Annotated in this window: 19 protein-coding genes and 1 pseudogene; 16 read left to right on the top strand and 4 right to left on the bottom strand. The window is 60.5% G+C overall.

The features are described from left to right. Window position 1: 1 nt before the first annotated feature. From RE429_RS30120 to istB (RE429_RS30050), 15 genes and pseudogenes are all read left to right on the top strand, one after another. Window positions 2-1,159 (top strand): M24 family metallopeptidase, encoded by a 1,158-nt coding sequence (locus RE429_RS30120; RefSeq protein WP_414476476.1) that lies wholly within the window; start codon window positions 2-4, stop codon window positions 1,157-1,159. A 5-nt stretch (window positions 1,160-1,164) separates the two neighbouring features. After that, complete coding sequence (locus tag RE429_RS30115) at window positions 1,165-2,148, top strand: hypothetical protein (RefSeq protein ID WP_414476475.1); 984 nt, start codon at window positions 1,165-1,167, stop codon at window positions 2,146-2,148. Window positions 2,149-2,290: 142 nt separating this feature from the next. Beyond that, window positions 2,291-3,274 carry a TRAP transporter substrate-binding protein DctP gene (gene dctP / locus RE429_RS30110; RefSeq protein ID WP_414476474.1) on the top strand — a complete coding sequence of 328 codons (984 nt, stop codon included), beginning with the start codon at window positions 2,291-2,293 and terminating at the stop codon, window positions 3,272-3,274. A gap of 45 nt (window positions 3,275-3,319) precedes the next feature. Then, complete coding sequence (locus RE429_RS30105; protein WP_414476473.1) at window positions 3,320-3,847, top strand: TRAP transporter small permease; 528 nt, start codon at window positions 3,320-3,322, stop codon at window positions 3,845-3,847. Window positions 3,848-3,854: 7 nt separating this feature from the next. Then, complete coding sequence (locus tag RE429_RS30100; RefSeq protein ID WP_414476472.1) at window positions 3,855-5,165, top strand: TRAP transporter large permease; 1,311 nt, start codon at window positions 3,855-3,857, stop codon at window positions 5,163-5,165. A 163-nt stretch (window positions 5,166-5,328) separates the two neighbouring features. Continuing rightward, window positions 5,329-6,609, top strand: coding sequence for an amidohydrolase family protein (locus tag RE429_RS30095; RefSeq protein WP_414476471.1), 1,281 nt, complete (start codon window positions 5,329-5,331; stop codon window positions 6,607-6,609). A 361-nt stretch (window positions 6,610-6,970) separates the two neighbouring features. After that, window positions 6,971-7,141 (top strand): hypothetical protein, encoded by a 171-nt coding sequence (locus RE429_RS30090; protein ID WP_414476470.1) that lies wholly within the window; start codon window positions 6,971-6,973, stop codon window positions 7,139-7,141. A 285-nt stretch (window positions 7,142-7,426) separates the two neighbouring features. After that, the gene (locus tag RE429_RS30085; protein WP_414476469.1) at window positions 7,427-8,488 is read left to right on the top strand and encodes an ABC transporter substrate-binding protein; all 1,062 of its coding nucleotides are present in this window, start codon (window positions 7,427-7,429) and stop codon (window positions 8,486-8,488) included. Then, window positions 8,485-9,609 carry an ABC transporter ATP-binding protein gene (locus RE429_RS30080; RefSeq protein ID WP_414476468.1) on the top strand — a complete coding sequence of 375 codons (1,125 nt, stop codon included), beginning with the start codon at window positions 8,485-8,487 and terminating at the stop codon, window positions 9,607-9,609. Before RE429_RS30085 ends, RE429_RS30080 begins: the two co-directional genes overlap by 4 nt. Window positions 9,610-9,689: 80 nt before the next feature. Then, on the top strand, window positions 9,690-10,484 hold the full coding sequence (locus RE429_RS30075) for an ABC transporter permease (RefSeq protein WP_414476467.1): 795 nt from the start codon (window positions 9,690-9,692) through the stop codon (window positions 10,482-10,484). A 31-nt stretch (window positions 10,485-10,515) separates the two neighbouring features. Further along, window positions 10,516-11,328: an ABC transporter permease gene (locus RE429_RS30070; protein WP_414476466.1), complete on the top strand. Its 813-nt coding sequence runs from the start codon at window positions 10,516-10,518 to the stop codon at window positions 11,326-11,328. Between the two features lie 575 nt (window positions 11,329-11,903). Next, window positions 11,904-13,184: an amidohydrolase family protein gene (locus tag RE429_RS30065; RefSeq protein ID WP_414476465.1), complete on the top strand. Its 1,281-nt coding sequence runs from the start codon at window positions 11,904-11,906 to the stop codon at window positions 13,182-13,184. Window positions 13,185-13,591: 407 nt separating this feature from the next. Further along, window positions 13,592-13,693 (top strand): annotated as a pseudogene (locus tag RE429_RS30060) (IS6 family transposase); the annotation flags it as partial. A gap of 218 nt (window positions 13,694-13,911) precedes the next feature. Further along, a complete protein-coding gene (gene istA, locus RE429_RS30055) occupies window positions 13,912-15,450 on the top strand; it encodes an IS21 family transposase (RefSeq protein ID WP_414476464.1) in 1,539 nt (512 codons plus the stop codon). Between the two features lie 22 nt (window positions 15,451-15,472). Beyond that, a complete protein-coding gene (gene istB / locus RE429_RS30050) occupies window positions 15,473-16,156 on the top strand; it encodes an IS21-like element helper ATPase IstB (RefSeq protein ID WP_414476463.1) in 684 nt (227 codons plus the stop codon). Window positions 16,157-16,180: 24 nt separating this feature from the next. Here istB (RE429_RS30050) and istB (RE429_RS30045) read toward each other — a convergent pair whose 3' ends face one another. Genes istB (RE429_RS30045) through RE429_RS30030 form a run of 4 tightly spaced genes read right to left on the bottom strand, consistent with a single transcriptional unit; the run spans window position 16,181 to window position 18,189 of the window. After that, complete coding sequence (gene istB / locus RE429_RS30045; protein WP_414476462.1) at window positions 16,181-16,960, bottom strand: IS21-like element helper ATPase IstB; 780 nt, start codon at window positions 16,958-16,960, stop codon at window positions 16,181-16,183. Beyond that, on the bottom strand, window positions 16,957-17,655 hold the full coding sequence (locus RE429_RS30040; RefSeq protein WP_414476461.1) for a Mu transposase domain-containing protein: 699 nt from the start codon (window positions 17,653-17,655) through the stop codon (window positions 16,957-16,959). Before RE429_RS30040 ends, istB (RE429_RS30045) begins: the two co-directional genes overlap by 4 nt. Beyond that, on the bottom strand, window positions 17,598-17,963 hold the full coding sequence (locus RE429_RS30035) for a hypothetical protein (protein ID WP_414476504.1): 366 nt from the start codon (window positions 17,961-17,963) through the stop codon (window positions 17,598-17,600). The genes RE429_RS30040 and RE429_RS30035 overlap by 58 nt, the downstream gene beginning before the upstream one ends. Continuing rightward, window positions 17,935-18,189: a helix-turn-helix domain-containing protein gene (locus tag RE429_RS30030; RefSeq protein WP_414476491.1), complete on the bottom strand. Its 255-nt coding sequence runs from the start codon at window positions 18,187-18,189 to the stop codon at window positions 17,935-17,937. Before RE429_RS30030 ends, RE429_RS30035 begins: the two co-directional genes overlap by 29 nt. Window positions 18,190-18,526: 337 nt before the next feature. Here RE429_RS30030 and RE429_RS30025 point away from each other — a divergent pair, with 337 nt between their 5' ends. Beyond that, the gene (locus RE429_RS30025; RefSeq protein WP_414476460.1) at window positions 18,527-19,723 is read left to right on the top strand and encodes an IS256 family transposase; all 1,197 of its coding nucleotides are present in this window, start codon (window positions 18,527-18,529) and stop codon (window positions 19,721-19,723) included. Window positions 19,724-19,770 lie beyond the last annotated feature (47 nt).

Here is a 19,770-nt window from a genome sequence, read left to right as displayed (position 1 = left end):
AATGTCCAAGATGCCCCCCGACGAGTTTTCCACCCGCGTCATGCGCGCCAGGCGCTTTATGCGCGAAAGGGGAATGGATGGCCTCGTCGTCACCGATCCGGTTCACTACGGCTACTTCACGGGACACAAGGTTCCCGCCTGGATGAAGTCACGACCGGCGATCTTCATCCTGCCCTACGAGGGTGAGCCGGCCCTGATCACCTGGTCCGGGCCCGGCATGTTCGCCCGCCTCTACAACCAGCCGTTCCCGTCCTGGGTGACGGACCGCCGCATCTATCCGGAAGTCCCGTTCACGCCCGAGCCGCGCGTCGACTGGGGCATCGCAGATGTCCTGAGGGAACGGGGACTGGCGGAAGGACGCATCGGCATCGAGCTGGGACGGGAGACCTGGCTCGGTATCCCGGTCGCCGACTACGACCTGCTCCGGGAGCAACTGCCGAAGGTCCGCTTCGTGGACTCCGGACCGGTCGTGTGGGGGTGCCGCCTCATCAAGTCGGAATGGGAGATCGACTGCATGCGCTCCGCCTGTGCCATCGGGGGGAAGGCCTGGGAGCGGACCTTCACCGACCTGAGGCCCGGGATTTCCATCGCCGAGGTCCAGAAACTGGTCCTTCACCACTACGCCGAGGGAGGGGCCGATCTCCAGTCGGAACCTCCTACGGTCCTTGGCGCGACCGGCCCAGGACGCACCTTCCAGAACGGCGACGTCCTCTACATGGACGGGGGCTGTTCCTATAACGGCTACAAGATGGACATCACGCGCCGCGCCGTGTTCGGGAAGCCATCGCCAAGGCAGCAGTCCGAGCACGACGGGATGTGGGGTATCCTCAACGAGATCATCGAGAGGATGACCCCGGGGACGTCCGTCAGGGAGTTGTTCGAGTTCTCCCAATCGCGTCTCGCAGCCCACCCGGAGTGGAAGAACTATTCGGACCATCCATCCAAGCGGATCGGTCACGGGATCGGACTCGAGAACGAGCCACCCGCCATCTCCGGGACGGATGCCACCGTCCTCGAGGAAGGAATGGTCCTGACGCCGGAACCGAAAATCGAGAGCGTCGACGGTCTCGTCAACCCCGAGGAGCAGGTCGTCATCCGTGCGTCGGGTCCGGATGTGATCTCGAACGCTTCTGACCCGAAGCTCTACGTGGTGGAGTAGTGGAAATGACAGACGGATTGTCGCTTCGCATGCTCAGTGAGAGCGACATACGCTCAGTGAACCTGTCGCTCCATGAGGTGCTGAACCTCGTCGAGCACACCTACCTTCTGGACGCAGGCGGCTTCGTCGAGGTGCCAACCAAGATCGGGGTGCATCCGGATTACCCGAACAGCTTCCTGCACGCCATGCCGGCCTGGGTCGACGAGGTCCGTGCGCTCGGAATGAAGTGGGTGTCCTACTTTCCCGGCAATTTCGATCGCGGAATGTCCGACTCGACCGGGATCATCATTCTCAATCATCCCGGCCACGGACACCCGGTCGCCGTGATGGAGGGAATGTATGTCACGTTCCTGCGAACCGCCGCATGCGCGGCGGTCGCGGCAAAGCACCTGATCCCGATGCCGCCAAGGACGCTGGGCCTTGTCGGCTGCGGCGGACTCGGGCGGGGAAGCCTCCATATGATGACGGCGGCTTTCCCGAGCATCGAGCGCGTTTTCGTGTCATCGAGGACGGCGCGATCCCGCGAGGCATTCTGCGAGGAGATGCGCCAGGACGGGCGGTGGACGATCACACCGGTCGACGATGTCCGACAGGCGGTGGAAGGATGCGACATTGTCGTGTCGTCCGTTCCGCCAAATGGCGAGAGACCGGTTCGGGCGGAGTGGCTGGCACCGGGGGCGATCTTCATTCCCCTCGACCTTGCGAATTCCTGGCACGACGACGTCATGGGCGCCACGACGCGCGTCGTCGCCGACAACGCGTCACATTTCACCGCCCAGATCGCACGGCAACGGCCCGAGGCGAGCTCGTACCTCAAGCAGATCGTCACGTTCCAGGACCTTGTCGCCGGCCGGGCCGCGAAGGCGCACCGGGAGGATCGCTCGTTCGTTGCGGTATGCGGAATCGCCAGTACCGATGTCGTCCTCGGATGGGAAATCTATCGGCGTGCGGCTGCCGGCAACATCGGAACTCTCTTCAAGATGGCCTGATCCGGATTCTGTCGAAGACCCAATCGAGCAAGCCCGAATTGCTGGGGCAAAAAAGAGCGAGGTGACACGAGGAACAACCTGGCAATCGGGTAGATGACCGCGTTAGCGACAAGATCAATAAAACGATTCAGAGGAAACCAAGATGGCATCATTCAAAGCGACGCTCAAACCGCTGTTGATCGCATCGTTTATTCTCGGGGGCGCCTCCGCAGTGAGCGCGGCCGAGATCGTGCTGAAGGCGATAACGTACATTCCCCCGTCGAAGGTCGAGGACAGCATGACTGTCTTCAAGATGTGGGTAGGAAAGGTCAACGAGGCCGCCAAGGGCGAGCTGCGCATCGACATTCTCGGCGGCCCCGACGTGTTCCCGGTCAATGACCAGGTCAACGCCCTGAGCAAGGGGCTTGCGGACATCGTCATGACCTTCACCGCCCACACGGCTCTCGTGCCGGAAATGGACACGACCGGCATTTCGGAGATCACGCCGGACGAGGAGCGGAAGGTCGGCTACTTCGAACTGCTCGACAAGGCCCACAACAAGATCAACGTCAAGTTGATCGGGCGCACCGCGACCACTTCAGGTTTCTTCATCTTCTCGAAGGAGCCGATCCAAAAGCTCGCCGATTTCAAGAACCTCAAGATCCGGTCCCATTCCGGGTACGATCCGTTCTTCAAGAAGCTCGGCGCAAACCCGATCGGGATGAGCATCTCCGAAATCTACGGAGGCCTCGAGCGGGGCATCGTGACAGCGGCTCCCTACAACATCTTCATTTACGATCTCGGCATGCATGACGTGACGAAGTACGTCTTAGCCGATGCATTCTGGCCGTCACATACCACCGTGACCCTGATGAACCTGAAGAAGTTCAACTCCCTCTCCCCCAAGCTCCAGGACATCCTGGCCAATGCCCAGTTGGAGGTGGAGAAGGAGATGCCAGGCATCATTGCCGACATGATCAAGACGGAACGGGGCAAGCTCGAGGCGGAGGGCATGGTATTCACACATCTCTCGCCCGAAGAAGTCAAGGAATTCAGGCAGATGGCCAACGACAGCCGCTGGGAGGTGCTCGCGACCAAGCTCGACCCGGCGCGGCTGGAGAAGATCAAGGGAATGATCACGAAATAGCACCCACGCCGAAGGTCCTTGAGTTACCCGCCTGGAGATAACGCCATGAAACTCGGCGCACGTCTTGCCCGTGCCTTCGATCGCCTGCTCGACAGCCTGGCTTGGATAAGCTGCGCGCTGATCGCATTCCAGTTCATCAGCGTTTCGCTGGAAGTAGTGGTGCGATACTACTTCGGTTTCACCTTCGGTTGGGTGACCGCACTCAACGAGTGGAGCCTCGTCTACATCACCTTTCTTGGTGCGGCGTGGCTTCAGCGGGAAGGAGGGCACACGAGCGATGACTCCATCATTTCGCTGCTGCCGCCCTGGGTGAAGAGGGTCACGGATCGGGTGGGATGGATTCTGGCCGTCGTAACGTGCGGCTTGCTTGTGTGGTACGGCACGAAGGTGACCTTGGAGAATTTCAGGAACGAGAGTTTCGACTTCTTCAAGATCCGCGAGGTTCCGGTCGCCTACGTTTACGCCATCATTCCAATCGGAAGCCTCCTCTGGATGATCCAGTTGCTGAGGACCTGGCGCAGCGACCCGCACAAGAACAACGAATCCGAAGTCCCCAGCAGCGTAGACATTTGAGGCTCACATGGAATGGTACACCGCTTTCCTGTTGCTGATGGGGAGCTTCTTCGTCCTCATCCTCCTCGGGATACCCGTCGTTTTCGCCTTCTTCGGCGTCAACATCATCTTCCTCGGCTACTTCATGGGTGACGCGGGATTCGATCTCCTCATCGACAGCGTGTACGGAAGCCTGTCGGTCTTCGTGCTCCTCCCCATCACGCTGTTCATCCTCATGGGTGAGGTCCTGTTTCGAACAGGCATCGCCACGAAGACGATCACAACCTTGGATACCTGGCTCGGGGCCGTCCCAGGCCGCTTGGCGCTGCTCTCCGTCGGATCCGGCACGCTCATGGCAACGTTGTCGGGTGCGAGCATCGGCACGACGGCCATGCTGACCCGGACCCTCGCACCCACCATGGAGGCGCGGGGTTACAGCAAGTCTCTCAGCATCGGCCCGCTGCTGGGAAGCGGTGGCCTTGCCATCATGATCCCCCCAAGCGCTCTCGGGGTCATTCTCGCTGTCATTGCGTCGGTTTCGGTCGGCAAGCTGCTCGTCGCGATCATCATCCCCGGTATCCTGCTGGCCGTTTCCTATGTCGTTTATGTCGTGGGCGCGTGCATCCTGGATCCGAGCGCTGCGCCTCGCTATGATGAAGAACGGGTTCCGATCAAGGAACGCATGATCCTCACGGCAAAGTATGTGTTGCCTTTGTCGGTCATCATATTCCTGGTGATGGGAATCGTGTTCCTTGGCGTTGCGACCCCCACCGAGGCGGCGGCCCTGGGCACGGCCGGGGCGTTCGTGCTCGCTGCCTGCTACGGCAGGCTGACCTGGAGCATCACCCTCGATGCCTTGAAGTCGACGCTCAGGATCTCCGTGATGGTGCTCGCGATCCTGGCCGCCTCCCAGGCATTCACTCAGCTCCTGGCCTACACGGGATCGACCAGCAAGCTCGTCGAATGGGCAACGTACCTGCCGTTCCCGCCCATCCTCGTCATTGTCCTGATGCATCTAGTGACGCTGATTCTCGGTGGTCCGATCGGCGGCATCCCGCTCATCATGATGACCATCCCGATCTTCCTGCCGGTCGTCAAGACACTCGGCTACGATCCCATCTGGTTCTGCGCCGCGATGCTGATCAACGTGGAGCTGGCGCAGATCACGCCGCCGTTCGGGGTTCTTCTCTACGTCGTCAAGGGTGTCCTTCCGAATACGAGCATGGGGCAGATCACCCGGGCAGCGGTTCCGATCATCGTCTGCAACTTGATCGTGATGGCTCTCATTATCGTGATCCCGGCTCTCTCGCTGTGGCTGCCGTCCATGATGCTCAAGTGAGAACTGTCCCGTCCCGCGCCCGAGGGGACTTCCACTAGCGCAGGACGATCCATTCCCGAGCGGCGGATACCCGTCGCGGTTCATCGCTTCGCCTCAAGGGCGGCCATTGCCGGACACCATGGCGGCAGCCTGTCCGGAAAGTGGACCCCAACGGAGATTCATCATGCGCGACCGACTCCGAACGATCCTTCACAACGGCCAGGTCATCGACGGGTGCGGGAAGGCCTATGACGGCTATGTCGCCATTGAGGGATCTCAGATCGTGGCGACGGGGCAGGGCGAGATCCGTAGCGACCTTGCGACGCCCGGCACGCGTCTGGTCGATCTCGCCGGACGTACCGTATTGCCGGGTCTCATCGACTGCCACGTCCATCTGTCGATGGACGCGCTCGCGGCGCCCGTTCCGCTTCGGTCCCCCGAGGACCATCTTGTCGGCGTGATACGCGCCTCGGGCAATGCCCTTCGGACGCTGCATGGCGGTGTCACCACCGTCAGGGACTGCGGAACACCCGGACACATCGACTTCGCGTTGCGCCGTGCCGCGAACGACGGCCTCTGCATCACGCCACGTCTCTTGCTCAGTGGCTGTGCCCTGTGCATGACCGGCGGGCACGGATGGCAGTTGCTCGGGCGGGAGGTCGATGGTCCTGACGAGGCCCGTCGGGCGGCTCGCGAGCAGATCAAGGCCGGTGCCGACAACGTGAAACTGATCGCAACCGGAGGCATCCTGACCCAAGGGACCGAAATCGGAAGCGCCCAGCTCACCGTGGCGGAGATGCAGGCCGCCGTTCACGAGGCGCACAGCGCAGGCAAGATCTCTGCCGCCCATGCGCATGGAGCCCAGGGAATCAAGAACGCTGCCCGGGCAGGAGTGGATTCGATCGAGCATGCCTACTTCATCGACGCCGAAGGGATCGACCTAATGCTCGAGCACGGCACCGTGCTGGTCGCGACATCCGCCGCCGTACGCAACGTGGTGCACCATGGCACCCATGCGGGGATCCCGTCCCATATCTTTGACAAGGCGCAATCTGCCATCGAGGCACATATATCGGGATTCAAGGCCGCGCATAGGGCAGGGGTAAAGCTCGCGATGGGAACGGACTCGGGCGTTCCCTTCACGAAGCATGGCAGCAACCTCGACGAACTGGATTACCTGGTCCAGATGGGCCTCTCCCCCATGGAAGCCATACAGGTGGCGACACGGGACAGCGCCCGCCTTCTGAAGCTCGACGACAAGATCGGAACGATCGAGCGGGACAAGCTCGCGGACCTGGTTGTCGTCGACGGCGACCCGCTGGCCGATATCGCCCTGTTGAGGGAACCCGAGAGGATACGGAAGGTCATCCTGAACGGGCGCATGGTCGTGGACCGGGATGCCAGCCGCTTTCTCGTCAGCACGGCATTCGGTGAGGATGCAAGGGAGATCCAGACGGTCGCTTGAGCAGCCAGGCTTTTCGGGGTGCCGTCATGAACCGCTTGTCGACGGGCTTTGCCGCTACGCGGGGGAACAGGCTGGCCGATTGGATTCGGCGCCTTGTCTTCCCGGGGGATTCCGTTGAACGCGAAGTCGCCGGCCTGGACTCCATGAGCATCCAGTGCGGCAGCCGGATGTGCCTGGTTCCTATCCGCCGACGCGTCATCAGCCTGGATTTCACAGGCTCCGCCATGGGGGTCGGGATTGCACTTGAGATTTCCGGTGACAAGCCAGTGCCCAATCGATGAACCGTCGATGACGGGTGCCGCCGTGTCGAACCTCGCCTCGCAATCCGGTAGCAACAGCCTCCTGCGCAGAGGACGTCTTGATGAGAAAAGGCGCGATCCTCCAGCGCTTCGGCCAGCTTCTCATCCGATGGATCGTACCAGACGGCCAGCAGCAGAGCCCAGAACAGGGCCAGCGGTGGCCAGGCGAGTTCGCCTTTGGCAGCGGCATAAATATCGGCCACGTGCCGATCCAAGGACGACCGGTCAATTAGCCCCAATAACCGGTCCAAGGAGCAATGCTAGGGTGTGGGATCTGCGACAAACGCGAAGTCTTCCTGCCTAATCTGACGGTGTGCCATGAGACCGCTCCCGTCCCGTCCAACGGGTCGATTGAATCACCCGAACCGCCATGGGTCGAGGCCACCCTCGCACAGGTCTCATAAAGTGGCTTCAAGCAAAGTGACGATCCTATTGACTGCACTTATTTTACGCTTAAAGTTTTCAAAAAACAGAGTCTCCTTTCGACTGGCGATTTTGTTGCAGAGAGGGAATGCCCTATGTCGTCGTCCTATAGAATCGATCGTCGTGCAGTTCTCCTCTCTCTTGCCTCGGCAGCCATAGGTGCCACAACTGTCAGAGCCGACAGCCATGTGCCGAAAAAGCCAGATCGGCTCATCGTAAATGCTTCTGGCGGCGAGATGGGACAAGCCGTCGAGGAAGCTTACGGTAAAGTATTCACGGGTAACACCGGGATTCCCGTCCAAATGAGTAGCCCGCATGACCTTGGCAAGCTCCGGGCTATGGTGCAGACAAAGAATGTGGAATGGGATGTCACCGAGATAGGGGGGGGTGAAGCCCGCCTTGCAGCATCAATGGGCCTTCTCGAGCCAATCGACGATGAAGTAGTTGACAGAAGTGCTTATCCACTCGAGGCCCGAGATCCTCATCTGCTTACGACTTCCGTTTATTCGACCATACTCGCTTATCGGACGGACGTGTTCAAAGGCAACACGCCAAAATCCTGGGCTGATTTCTGGGATGTTGAGAAATTTCCCGGTGGGCGTTCATTGGCAAACTCTCCCATCGACAATCTAGAGTTTGCACTCATAGCGGACGGTGTTGATCCCAAGAATCTCTACCCGCTTGATATCGATCGGGCGTTTAAGAAGCTCGATAAAATTCGCAAACATATTACGGCGTGGTGGAGTTCGGGGGCTCAACATGTGCAGTTCCTCGTTGACAAGGAAGTCGCGCTAAGTTCGGCTTGGAACGGCCGCATATTCAACGCGGTCGGCAAAGGTTCTCCGATTGGCATCGCCTGGGACGGATCGTCGATCCACCAAGCTTATTTCGGCATTCCAAAGGGCGCTAACCATACCTATTGGTCGCAGCAGTTCTTGGCCGCGATGACGGACCCAATCGCGCAGGCGACGTTTGCCAACAAGTTCGTATCTCCCGGCTTGAATCCGAAATCTGTAGAGCATATCGATCCGAAGGTCTTAGATTACTTGCCAACGTCTCCGGAGAACCTCAAGGTTGCGTACTGGATGGACGATTTGTGGTGGAGCCAGCATACAGCTGAGGTCAAGGAACGCTGGCAGCGGTGGATGCTAGGATGAGCAGCGCTGCCGCACCACACTTTCGTGAACAAACAGCAGCGCATCCGGAGCAGCAATCGGCGCTTGAGATTTCAAACGTCGGCAAAATGTACGGATCGGTCCGAGCACTTGCTGGAGTGAATCTAACTGTCAAACGCGGAGAGATATTGACACTGCTTGGACCAAGCGGGTCAGGAAAAACGACCTTGCTGAAAACAATTGCTGGGTTTGAGGATCTCGATAGCGGTCGGATCATTCTCGAAGGGGATGACCTCGCGCGGATTCCAACCTCGCGTCGAGACATTGGCATGGTCTTTCAAAGTTATGCTCTCTTCCCTCATCTAACCGTTGCCGAGAACGTCGCATTCCCCCTGAAGATGCGGTCCTACTCGAGAAGCCAACTAGTCGAGCGGGTGAATTCCTTTCTAAAGATGGTGGATCTTGGGGGCTTTGGTGAACGCTATCCGAGTCAACTATCAGGCGGACAGCAGCAGCGTGTGGCTTTGGCCCGTGCGACTGTATTCGGGCCTCGTCTCCTATTGCTCGATGAACCGTTTGGCGCGCTAGATAGAAAACTTCGTGAGTCGATACAGCTGCAGGTTCGCGAACTCCAGCGCAAATTGCGCCTCACCACGATATTCATTACGCACGACCAGGAAGAGGCCTTGGTGATGTCTGACCGCATCGCCGTCATGCGAGATGGGACGTTCCAGCAGGTAGGAACGCCCGACGAGATCTACCGGATGCCAACGAATGAGTTCGTTGCAGATTTCGTCGGAGAGTCGAATTTGCTTCGCGGTCGGCTAGAGGTGGGTCCCAATAATCTATCCACGATCAACGTCGCCGATGGCTTGAGAATCCGCGTAAGAGCTCTTGGACGCAGAGCAGGTGAAGAGGTCTCTGTTCTGGTCAGACCGGAGGCTCTGCACCCAGTGGCTGAAAACCTAGAACCCGATAATGTCGTTTCAGGACAAATTTCGGAAGTCATCTATCTAGGCAACTCAATTAAGTACAGATTTGATGCCGATAACGGCGTGTCGCTTATTGTCCGGAGGCAAAGGGCGGCCAATGAAGATATCTTAGCCCGCGGAACGCGCATTGATTTCGGGTGGTCATCGGCCGATGGGCATGTGTTGACATGACGGCCCAAAATCATACCGTGCGGCTACATACGGAGACAGTGCCCCGGCGATGGCCAACATGGCTCAGTAAAGAGTTGCAGTTGGTCTTACTCGTCGTGCCGGCGCTCGTCGTTATATCGATCGTGCTGTTTGCCCCCCTTCTCAGTTTAATGAGATTAAGCGCAGGCTCCGGAGCTTTCGAGCCCTATGGCAAGGCACTCGGTGACCCTCTCTATTATGGTGTTATTTGGTCGACGTTTAGAATCGCGGCTGCAACGACCGTCATTTGCCTTATTCTCGCGTATCCTCTTGCCTATTTTATAACGACAACGTCACCCCGCGTGCGTGCGTTCTGCCTGATGCTGGTGGTTCTGCCATTTTGGACAAGTGTGCTTGTTCGCACATACGCTTGGATGGTATTGCTCGGCCGCAATGGGGTTATCAATCGATTTCTGTTGGAGCACGAGCTTACCGTTGAACCGTTGCCGCTCATCTACAACGTGGGAGGGGTTCTTCTCGGAACAGTCTACTATCTGGTTCCGTTCATGGTGTTGCCGATTTATGCTGCAATGGCGCGTATCGATCGCAATTTGCTTTTAGCCGCCGAAGGGTTGGGTGCCCCCGCGTGGCAAATTTTCTGCCGCATTTACTTCCCGCTTACTCTGAAAGGGGTGATCGCCGGTGTTGCTCTCGTGTTCATCCTCGGATTGAGCGCGTTCGTAACGCCTGCGCTACTTGGTGGTGGCCGCGTGATCATGATCTCAAACCTGATTTATACACAAGTGAGTGAACTCTTGAATTGGTCGTTCGCGTCAGCCCTATCCGGTGTCATTCTGCTTACGACGATCACTGTCTACGCTGCGCTCAGCCTTATGACACGACGATCTTGGACCTAAGTATGGCGAAGCTCGAAAGGGTGCAAAACGAATGACACGCCAAAAAAGTTGGTCTCGCAGAGTTCTGACCGCTTACTGTGCTACGGTTCTCGCTTTTCTTGTATTTCCTCTCTTGATAATTTTTCCATTATCGGTGAGCTCAGCCAGCTTTTTTCAGTTTCCGCCGCCTGGCTATTCCTGGCGCTGGTACCAAGCATTTTTCTCATCACCGGCGTGGATCGATGCAACTTGGCTATCCATTAAGGTTGGCGCCATAACGACGGTTTCAGCGGTTCTTCTCGGTGTTCCGGTCTCATTCTACCTAGCCCGCGCACGCACTCGTTGGCTCGCCGAAATCGTTGACAAGGTTATGGTAACACCCATCATCATTCCGGGCATGGTAACCGCGATTGCAGTTTATAGTCTGCTATCTGCACTTCGCTTGATTGGGTCATTTCACTCACTCGTCTTGGGGCACTTGGTTCTCGCACTTCCTTTTGTCGTGATTGTCACAACAGCCGCACTCAAACAATTTGACACGACCCTAGAGGATGCGGCGGAAAGCCTTGGCGCCAATCGGTTGCGAGCTATTATGCTCGTGACGTTTCCTCTGATCCGCCCGAGCATTTTTACAGCCGCATTCTTCGCTTTCATGGCGTCATTTGACGACCTGGTCATTGCGCTATTCGTGAGCGGATCCAACGCCACGCTTCCCAAAAAGACATTTGAAAACATCGGCTATGCGCTTGATCCGACAATTGCGGTAGTCTCTGTTTTGCAAATTGTTTTTCTTATGATGATCGGAACTGCCTGGTTTCTGTTTTCGCGAAAGAGTATAGACGGAGCCATCCCCGCGGTGCGTTAATGATCTTAGAAGTTGGCGGAACCGCCGATCAGGAGACGCTGATCCGGGGATGTCACATTAACGGCGAATACTACCCTGTAGTCGTCACCAAAAAATCTGGCCCCGAGGGAAACCAAGGACTTGGGCTGTGCAAAAACTTATCTTGCCGGGTAGTCCAACGGCTATACTCAGTTAACGTGACATCCCCCTGTTCCCGCCCTAGGGCCATGTGGAGCGGCATGGGTCAATCGATTGTCCGAACGATCCGGTGGTTGAGCCAGTCACCCTTAGGAGTGCGCCCGCGTCGATTGACGCCGAACGCTTTAAGCCTAAAGTATTTGCGCTTCCGACAGGCGAAGCACCAACAAGCCGAGGGGATTCAACTTATGAGCGATACAGGCCGCCCGACGGAAGACTCCGGTCCCGCCTCCAAGGGGATGCACCGCCGTGGCTTTCTTCGCGGCACCGCAGCCTTTGCCGCGGCTAGTGCAGGAGCCATGACCCTCAGCCCCGGGACTGCAGACGCACAGAGCGCTGGACCTTCCTCAACTGCGACGGGGGGAGAACTAATCATTCGCGGGGGGCATGTCCTCTCGATGGACAAGAGTATCGGAGACCTCGCCGCGGGCGACGTTCATATCAGGAACGGCCGGATCGTGCAGATCGGAGAACACATAGAGGCACCCGGAGCGGAGGTCATCGAGGCCCGCGACATGATCGTGATGCCAGGTTTCGTCGATACGCATTCGCATCTCTGGAACGCGTTCTTGCGCGGTTCGGTCCGCGGTGACGATCGGGTGCGGGGCTATTTCCCGACAACAAATAGAGCCGCGCCGCTCTGCACACCGGACGACGCGTTCAACTCCGTCAGGTTTGGCTTGGTGGAGGCCCTTCTTTCGGGAACGACCTGCGTCAACAACTTCTCACATAACACCCGGTCCGTTGCCCATGCCGAAGCAGAGATCCGTGCATCGCTCGATGTCGGCGTCCGTACGCGGTTCTCGTATGGGCCACCCGGACGAGACCAAAGGCTAGATCGGGCTGGGCTCGAAGAGGTGAACAAGCTGTGGAGATCGGCGAACCCTCTCCTGAAGCTCGGCGTCAATCTCGATACGCCGGCTCCGGATGTCTTAAAGAGCGGCGGTGACGATGAGGCCTTCATCAACGATGTGCAGTTCGCGCGAAGTCTCGGTTTGCCAATTTCGTTACATTACGGGAACACCGCCCATGGCCTCGTCGGATTGCTGAATAGGCACGGACTGCTCGGTCCGGATATCTTGATGATCCACACCCAGGGTTTCACCGCTGAGGAGCGCGAAACCATGGTTGCGAAAAATGTTCAGTTCTCGATGTCTCCTGCTATCGAGATTCCTTATTCGACCGTGCGCAACGGGTATATTCAGTTTGCGGAACTGGAAAAGCTGGGAGCAAGCCTCAGCCTTTCCGTAGACGCCTCGAGCGCCATGGCGACCGCAGACTTCTTTACGGTGATGAGGGCGCTGCAATGGTCCCATAAGCAGCGATCCGATGTGGATCGGGCCTTGGAACCGAAGAGGATCGTTGAAATTGCCACAATCGGAGGTGCAAGAGCCCTACAGCTTGACGCCGAGATCGGGTCGCTCACCCCGGGAAAGCGGGCAGACATCATCATGATCCGAAAGAACGACATCAATATCGCTCCCGTCATCGACCCGTACTATTCCATCGTTTACTCTGGAAGCTCACGCAATGTGGATACTGTCATTGTCAATGGTGAGTTGGTGTTGAGGCAGGGCAGGCACAAGGCGCTGGATACGGCGGAAGTTGCAGGCGCCGCTGCCAAGGCTGGAAAGGATATGCACGAGAAGCTGGAGCGAATCATCGCCAGCAGCAAGTGACGGTTAAAGTCAGCCGATCGAGGCGGACGGGGTGCCAGGGGGTTCTATTCCCCGACACCTATCCATACATGGAGAGCGCCGAGACGTGCGTCACGAATTGCGGCAAGGCCGGGCTGCTGGCTACCACGTCATGCCGTTCGGCAACCGCAGGTACAGTCCATCGTTGACAGCGGCGGCCAACCTCGCGCAGCACCTCGAGGATCGCTGTTCGCTTGTTGATCCGCACGAGTTCGGGCGGGAATTGCCTTACGTGCTTTGTGCGCGATGGTTTCACTGCCGTTGATTGCTCCGGCGCGTATGCAGGGTCGTAAATCGCGATTACCTTTTGATTGCCGCAACCGGCTCCGTCGCAAACTATTCAGTAACTCAGTTCAGCCTACGCCTCCGACCAACTCCGGAGGTGTACGATGTTCAAAGGCCGCCATTTTGATCGCTCAGTGATCCTTTTGTGCGGCCGATGATACCTCGCCTGTAATCTGAGCCTAAGAAATCTCGAGGAAATGATGGCCTGCCCCATGTGGGTGATCCGGGTGTGATGTTAATTCAGGGTTGGTCTGCGTGTTTCGCGTGATCGTGAGCACGGATTTCAGGGGATCGTGAGCAGCGATTTCGCGGCATCATGAGCAACGATTTCAGAGGATCGTGAGCACCTTTTCGGAGGTGCCGGGAGCTTCGGCCGACAACTCAACCGGCTACGGGATGTCTCGTTCAACCACGAGGAGGCCCGATGCCCACCCAGAGATTGTCGATGCGCCGGATTCGAGACGTTCTTCGTTTAAGACACCAACAGGGCCTGACCGAACGCGTCATCGCGCGCACGCTGGGGGTCAGCAACGGCGTCGTTCATGGCTACCTGCGCCGCGCCCGTCTGGCAGGCCTGAGCTGGCCGCTGCCGGAGGGGCTCGATGACGAGGCGCTCGAGCTCCTGCTGTTTCCGACACCGTCCTCAACCCAGACCGATCAGCGCCCGGTCCCCGACTGGGCCCATGTCGAGAAGGAGCTGCGCCGGCGTGGCGTCACCCGTGTGCTGCTCTGGGAGGAATATCGCGCCGCCCATCCCGATGGCTTCGGCTACACCTGGTTCTGCACCACCTACGAGGCCTGGAAGGGGCGCGTCCGCCCGACCATGCGCCAGACCCACAGGGGCGGCGAGAAGGTGTTTGTCGATTTTGCCGGCGACACCATCGACATCTTCGATCCGCTGACCGGCGAAGCCCATGCCATGAAGCTCTTCGTCGCCGCGATGGGCGCCTCCAACTACACCTATGCCGAGGCCTGCCCGAGCGAGACCTTGCCGGACTGGATCAGTGTGCACGCCAACCTGTTCGCCTTTCTGGGCGGGGTTCCGAAGTTCGTGACCTGCGACAACCTCAAGGCGGCGGTGACCAATCCCGACCGCTACGATCCCGGCCTCAACCGCACCTATGCCGAGATGGCCGCGCATTACGGCACCGCCATTCTCGCAGCGCGGCCGAGACGCCCGAAGGACAAAGCAAAAGTTGAGGTTGCGGTGCAAATCGCCCAGCGCTGGATCCTGGCCCGGCTGCGCAACCATCGCTTCTTCGCACTCGCCGAGCTCAATCGCGCCATTCGCAGCCTCGTCGTCGAGCTCAACGCCCGCCAGATGCGCGGCTTCGGCTCCAGCCGGGCCGAGCTCTTCGCCGAGATCGACCGGCCCCGGCTGGGAGCGCTGCCGGACGCGCCCTATGTCTTCGCTCGCTGGAAGCGCTGCCGCGTCGCGCCGGACTATCATGTCGAGGTCGACGGCCATTGGTACTCCGTGCCCTACCGCCTGATCAAAGACCTCGTCGACGTGCGCCTCGCTGGTGCAACGGTCGAGATCTTCCACAAGGGGCAGCGGGTCGCCAGCCATGCCCGGGCGCCTAACCGGCGCGGCCACACCACGATCGCCGACCATATGCCGAGTGCCCATCGCCGCCACGGCCAGTGGACCCCGAGAGGCCTGATCGCCGCCGGGGAACGGATCGGTCCCTCCGTCGCGGCCTTCTTCGAGGCCGTCATCACTGAGCGGCCGCATCCCGAGCAGGGCTTCCGGACCTGCCTCGGCATCCTGTCGCTGGCCAGGAGCTACGGCGACACCCGCGTCGAGGCCGCCTGCCGGCGCGGCATCCTCATCAAGGCGCGCTCCGTCGCCTCGATCCGCTCGATCCTCAAGAACGGTCTCGACCGCGCCGTCCTTGACGAGACGCCCGACCACGAACCCCTGCGCCACGGCAACATTCGCGGCCAGGGCTACTTCCACTGACCCCCACCAGGAGGACCAACCGATGCTGACCCATCCCACCCATGAGCGCCTGATCGCGCTTGGCCTGACCGGCATGGCCAAAGCTTTCGAGGAGCAGCGACGATCGCCCGATCTCGACGCTCTGTCCTTTGAGGAGGGCATCGGGCTGCTGGTCGACCGCGAGGCCGCCGAGCGCGACACCAAGCGTCTGACCGCCCGGCTCAAGTTCGCGGCGCTGCGCCAGAATGCCTGCGTCGAGGACATCGATTGGCGAACCCAACGCGGCATCGATCGTGCGGTCTTTGCCCGCTTGATCGCCGGCGACTGGATCGACCGGCATGAGAATTTGCTGATCACAGGGGCGGCCGGCCTGGGCAAGAGCTGGATCGCCTGCGCGCTCGGCCACAAGGCCTGTCGCGATAACCGCTCGGTGCTCTACCACCGTGTGCCGCGCCTGTTTGAGGCGCTGGCGCTCGCCCGCGGCGATGGCCGCTATGGCCGCCTGCTCAAGGCCCTCGGCCGCGTGCAGGTGCTGATCCTGGACGATTGGGGCTTGTCGGTGCTCAGCGGTCCCGAGCGGCGCGATCTCCTGGAAATCCTCGACGACCGCCACGGCCGTTCATCGACCATCGTCACGAGCCAGGTCCCCGTGGACGCATGGCATGACCTGATTGGGGATCCCACTCTTGGAGACGCCTGTCAAGCGACACCCAGATTTACGAGATAAGGCGACATCCAGTTTTACGAGGTCTTAGGCGTGAGCCCGCTGGAGAGCCTCCTCGAGATCCCGCAGGCGATAGCTGCGCCCCTTGATGTTGAGAACATGGGCGCGATGCAGCAGACGATCGAGAATGGCGGTGGCCAGCACCTCATCGCCGGCCAGCAGTTCGGTCCACTCCCGGATGCTCTTGTTCGTCGTAATCAGGATCGCCCCGCGGCCATAACGGTAGGTCACCAGCCGGAAGAACAAGCTCGCCTCCTCGCGGGTCATCGGCTCGAAGCCGAGTTCGTCCACAAGCAACAGCGCCATGTTCATGTAGCGGCGCCGTTTCAATTGCGCAGGCGGCAGGCCGGCATCGACCTTCAGCGCCATCATCAGTTCATCAAACCGGTAGTACAGGACCGAGAACCCCATCTCGACCGCTCGGGTCCCGAGCGCCACCGATAGGTGCGTCTTGCCCACCCCTGGAGGCCCCTGCATCAGGACGGTTTCGGCATTGCGGATCCACGCCCCCGTCGCCAGCGTGTCGATCCGGGAGCGCTCGATCGCCGGCTGGAAGGCGAAGTCGAAGTTCTCGAGCGTCTGGCCGATCGGCAGACCCGACATTTTCAACGAGGTTTTCACCCGTCGCCCTTCGCGCCCCGAGTGCTCCACTTCCAGCAGCCGGTCCAGAAAGGCGTGCGGCGCCATCGCCCGGCCCACGGCCTCAGTCAGAAGATGATCGAGGTGCTCGGCCGCGTAGGAGCAGCCCAACGCCAGCAGCCGCTCGCGCGTCGTGTCGATATCCAGTCGCAGTCTGCCCGGGGTCATCGCGCCACCTCCGCCAGAGCCGCATACAGGTCGATCGACCGGTGCGCCACGGGCGCCTGGGACAATTCTTGGATGCGGGCGCCCAAGCGCCCGAGAGGGGGCGGCGCCAGGACGTGTTCGCTACTGGGCCCATCATAATGCGCCTGATCGATCACGAGCCGGGCCGGGGTGGCGCGCGGATGCGTCGCCACCACATCGCAGGCCTTCAGGATCTGCACCTGTCCGGCGGTGCCGCGCACCTCGACGCGTTGCCCGATGAGCGGGAACGGAACGCTGTATTGACGCCCCTCAAACGACACCAGCCCGTCGAGACCGACCTGGCGGGTGGCCACCAGATCGAACGGCTCCGGCAATGTCTCGGGCATGCGGGTCAGCCGCACCCGCTCCTCGGCCCAGGCCTGGGCGACGCTCGAGCCGGTGGCCGGGCAGCGCCGCTCGTGCGACAGGATCTCGATGCGCGCATCGGTCCACTGCTGCAACTCGGCCAGGCTCGCATAGGAGCGGCCATAGGGATTGATCGCCAGGCGCTGATCGCGCACCCGCCGTTCCACCTTTCCCTTGCACTGGGGCTGGCGCGGGGGACAGGCATCGATGTGGAACTTCATCGTCGGCGCATAGCGGCGATAGATGGGATTGATCACGCCCCAGGCGCCAGCCCCGCGCGAGATCGCGGTCTTCTCGTTATCGATGCGCACGGTCGCCGGCACGCCGCCCAGGCGGGTAAAGCAGGCCGAATGGCAGCCAGCCAGGCCAGCATGTCCTTGGCCGGTGACCAGACGATCGCCTGCTTGCGGCTGAACGACAGCACCATGTGCAGGGCGAGAAGATCGGTCGGAATGCCGGCGATGATGATGCCTGGAAAGTGCGCCCAGTCGACCTGGGCCTGGGCCCCGGGAGGCGTCTCGACACGCCGGCGGGCCCGGATGACCGGGGCCGGATAGGCATGGCGCCAATAGCGCTGGACCGATCTCAGGCTACCGGTATAGCCGTACTCGCCACACAACCAGGCATGCAGGGCTGCCAGGTTGATCGGGCCGTCCCCCTAGCTGATCCGCCACTGGTCGATGACGGCGGAGAGGGCATCGGCTGAAGCCCTGGCGTGCGCGACCGTCCGCCTGCCCCCTCTCGAAGCGCTTCACCTGATAACGGACCGCGCCTTCGGTCACACCCAGCAAGCGGGCGATCTCACTGTTTGTCGCTCCCCGCGACGCCAATGCCTTGATAGCCATCCGAGCCTCCTGATCGAGCCGGCTCATTCGCTCCTCCGCGTCGTCCCGTGACACGGTAGGTCGACTTCAACCGGAGGCGACATCTCGTAAATCTGGCCGTCGCCGTACTCGTAGATTGGCGCTGTCGCGCTACAACAGCGGGCGCTTTCTTTTTGCAATCCCAGGAACGCCGCGAGCGGGCCGACCCTGTCGATTATTCACGACCGGATGAGGCTTTGTCGGGGAATCGGTAGCGTCCCGGGACGTGGTGTAAGAGCGAGCCACCTGTGAGGTGGTCATCGCCAGTCTTCGGTTAGAGTGCGGGTTGCGACACCTGACCCTGACCCCGGAGACGACGATGACCGACGAGAGAATGGCCCTGATCGAGCTGATCGAAAAGGGGGCCGATGCCGATCTCATCCGCGACATGCTCGCCTTTGCGGCCGAGCGCCTGATGAACCTGGAGGTCGAGGCCCTCACCGGCGCTCCAACAGGCGTACGCAGCCCCGAGCGCCTCAACCACCGCAACGGCTATCGTGAGCGGGCCTGGGACACCCGGGCCGGCCGGATCGATCTTGCCATCCCCAGGCTACGCAAGGGTTCCTACTTTCCGGCCTTCCTCGAGCCGCGCCGCACCGCCGAGAAGGCGCTCACAGCGGTGATCCAGGAGGCCTACGTTCATGGCATCTCGACCCGCTCTGTCGACGATCTCGTCAAGGCCATGGGCGCGTCCGGCATCTCGAAGAGCCAGGTCAGCCGCCTGTGCGAGGAGATCGACGAGCGGGTGAACGCCTTCCTGGCCCGGCCGATCGAGGGCGAGTGGCCGTATCTCTGGATCGACGCCACCTACCTGAAGACGCGAGAGGCCGGCCGGATCGTCTCCACGGCCGTGATACTGGCCGTGGGCGTCAATGCCGATGGCCGGCGCGAGGTGCTGGGCATTGCCACCGGCGCCTCGGAGGCCGAACCGTTCTGGACCGCCTTCCTGCGCTCTCTCGCCGACCGCGGCCTGCGCGGCGTGAAGCTGGTGATTGCCGACGATCACAAGGGGCTGCGGGCGGCGGCCACTCGGGTCTTCCATGCCTCGCTCCAGCGCTGTCGGGTGCATTGGATGCGCAACGCCATGGCGCACATCGCCCCGAAGCAGCGCCCGGCCGTGGTGGCGATGCTCAAGACCATCTTCGTCCAGGACACGGCCGAGGCGGCCAGAGAGCAATGGACCTCGGTGGCCGATACCCTGCGTGAGCGCTGCCCCAAGCTGGTCGAGCTGATGGACCGCTCGCGCGAGGAGGTGCTGGTCTACATGAGCTTTCCGCGCGAGCACTGGGCCCAGATTGCCTCGACCAACCCGCTCGAGCGGCTCAACGGCGAGATCAAACGACGTGCGGATGTGGTCGGCATCTTTCCCAATGACCGGGCCGTGATCCGTCTCGTGGGAGCCTTGATGATGGAGCAGAATGACGAATGGGCGGTGAGCCGACGCTACATGTCGCTGGAAAGTCTGAGCCCGTTGAGCGATGATCCGGTTCGTAGGCTGTCGGCCGTGACCGCCTGAGCATCCCGGCTCAGCCGAAGACTGGCGCTCTTTGTCGTCCGAATTGA

Origin of the sequence: Microvirga sp. M2, assembly GCF_047497095.1 — a bacterium.
Classification (GTDB): Bacteria; Pseudomonadota; Alphaproteobacteria; order Rhizobiales; family Beijerinckiaceae; genus Microvirga.
This window is presented reverse-complemented; position numbering and strand designations above follow the sequence as displayed.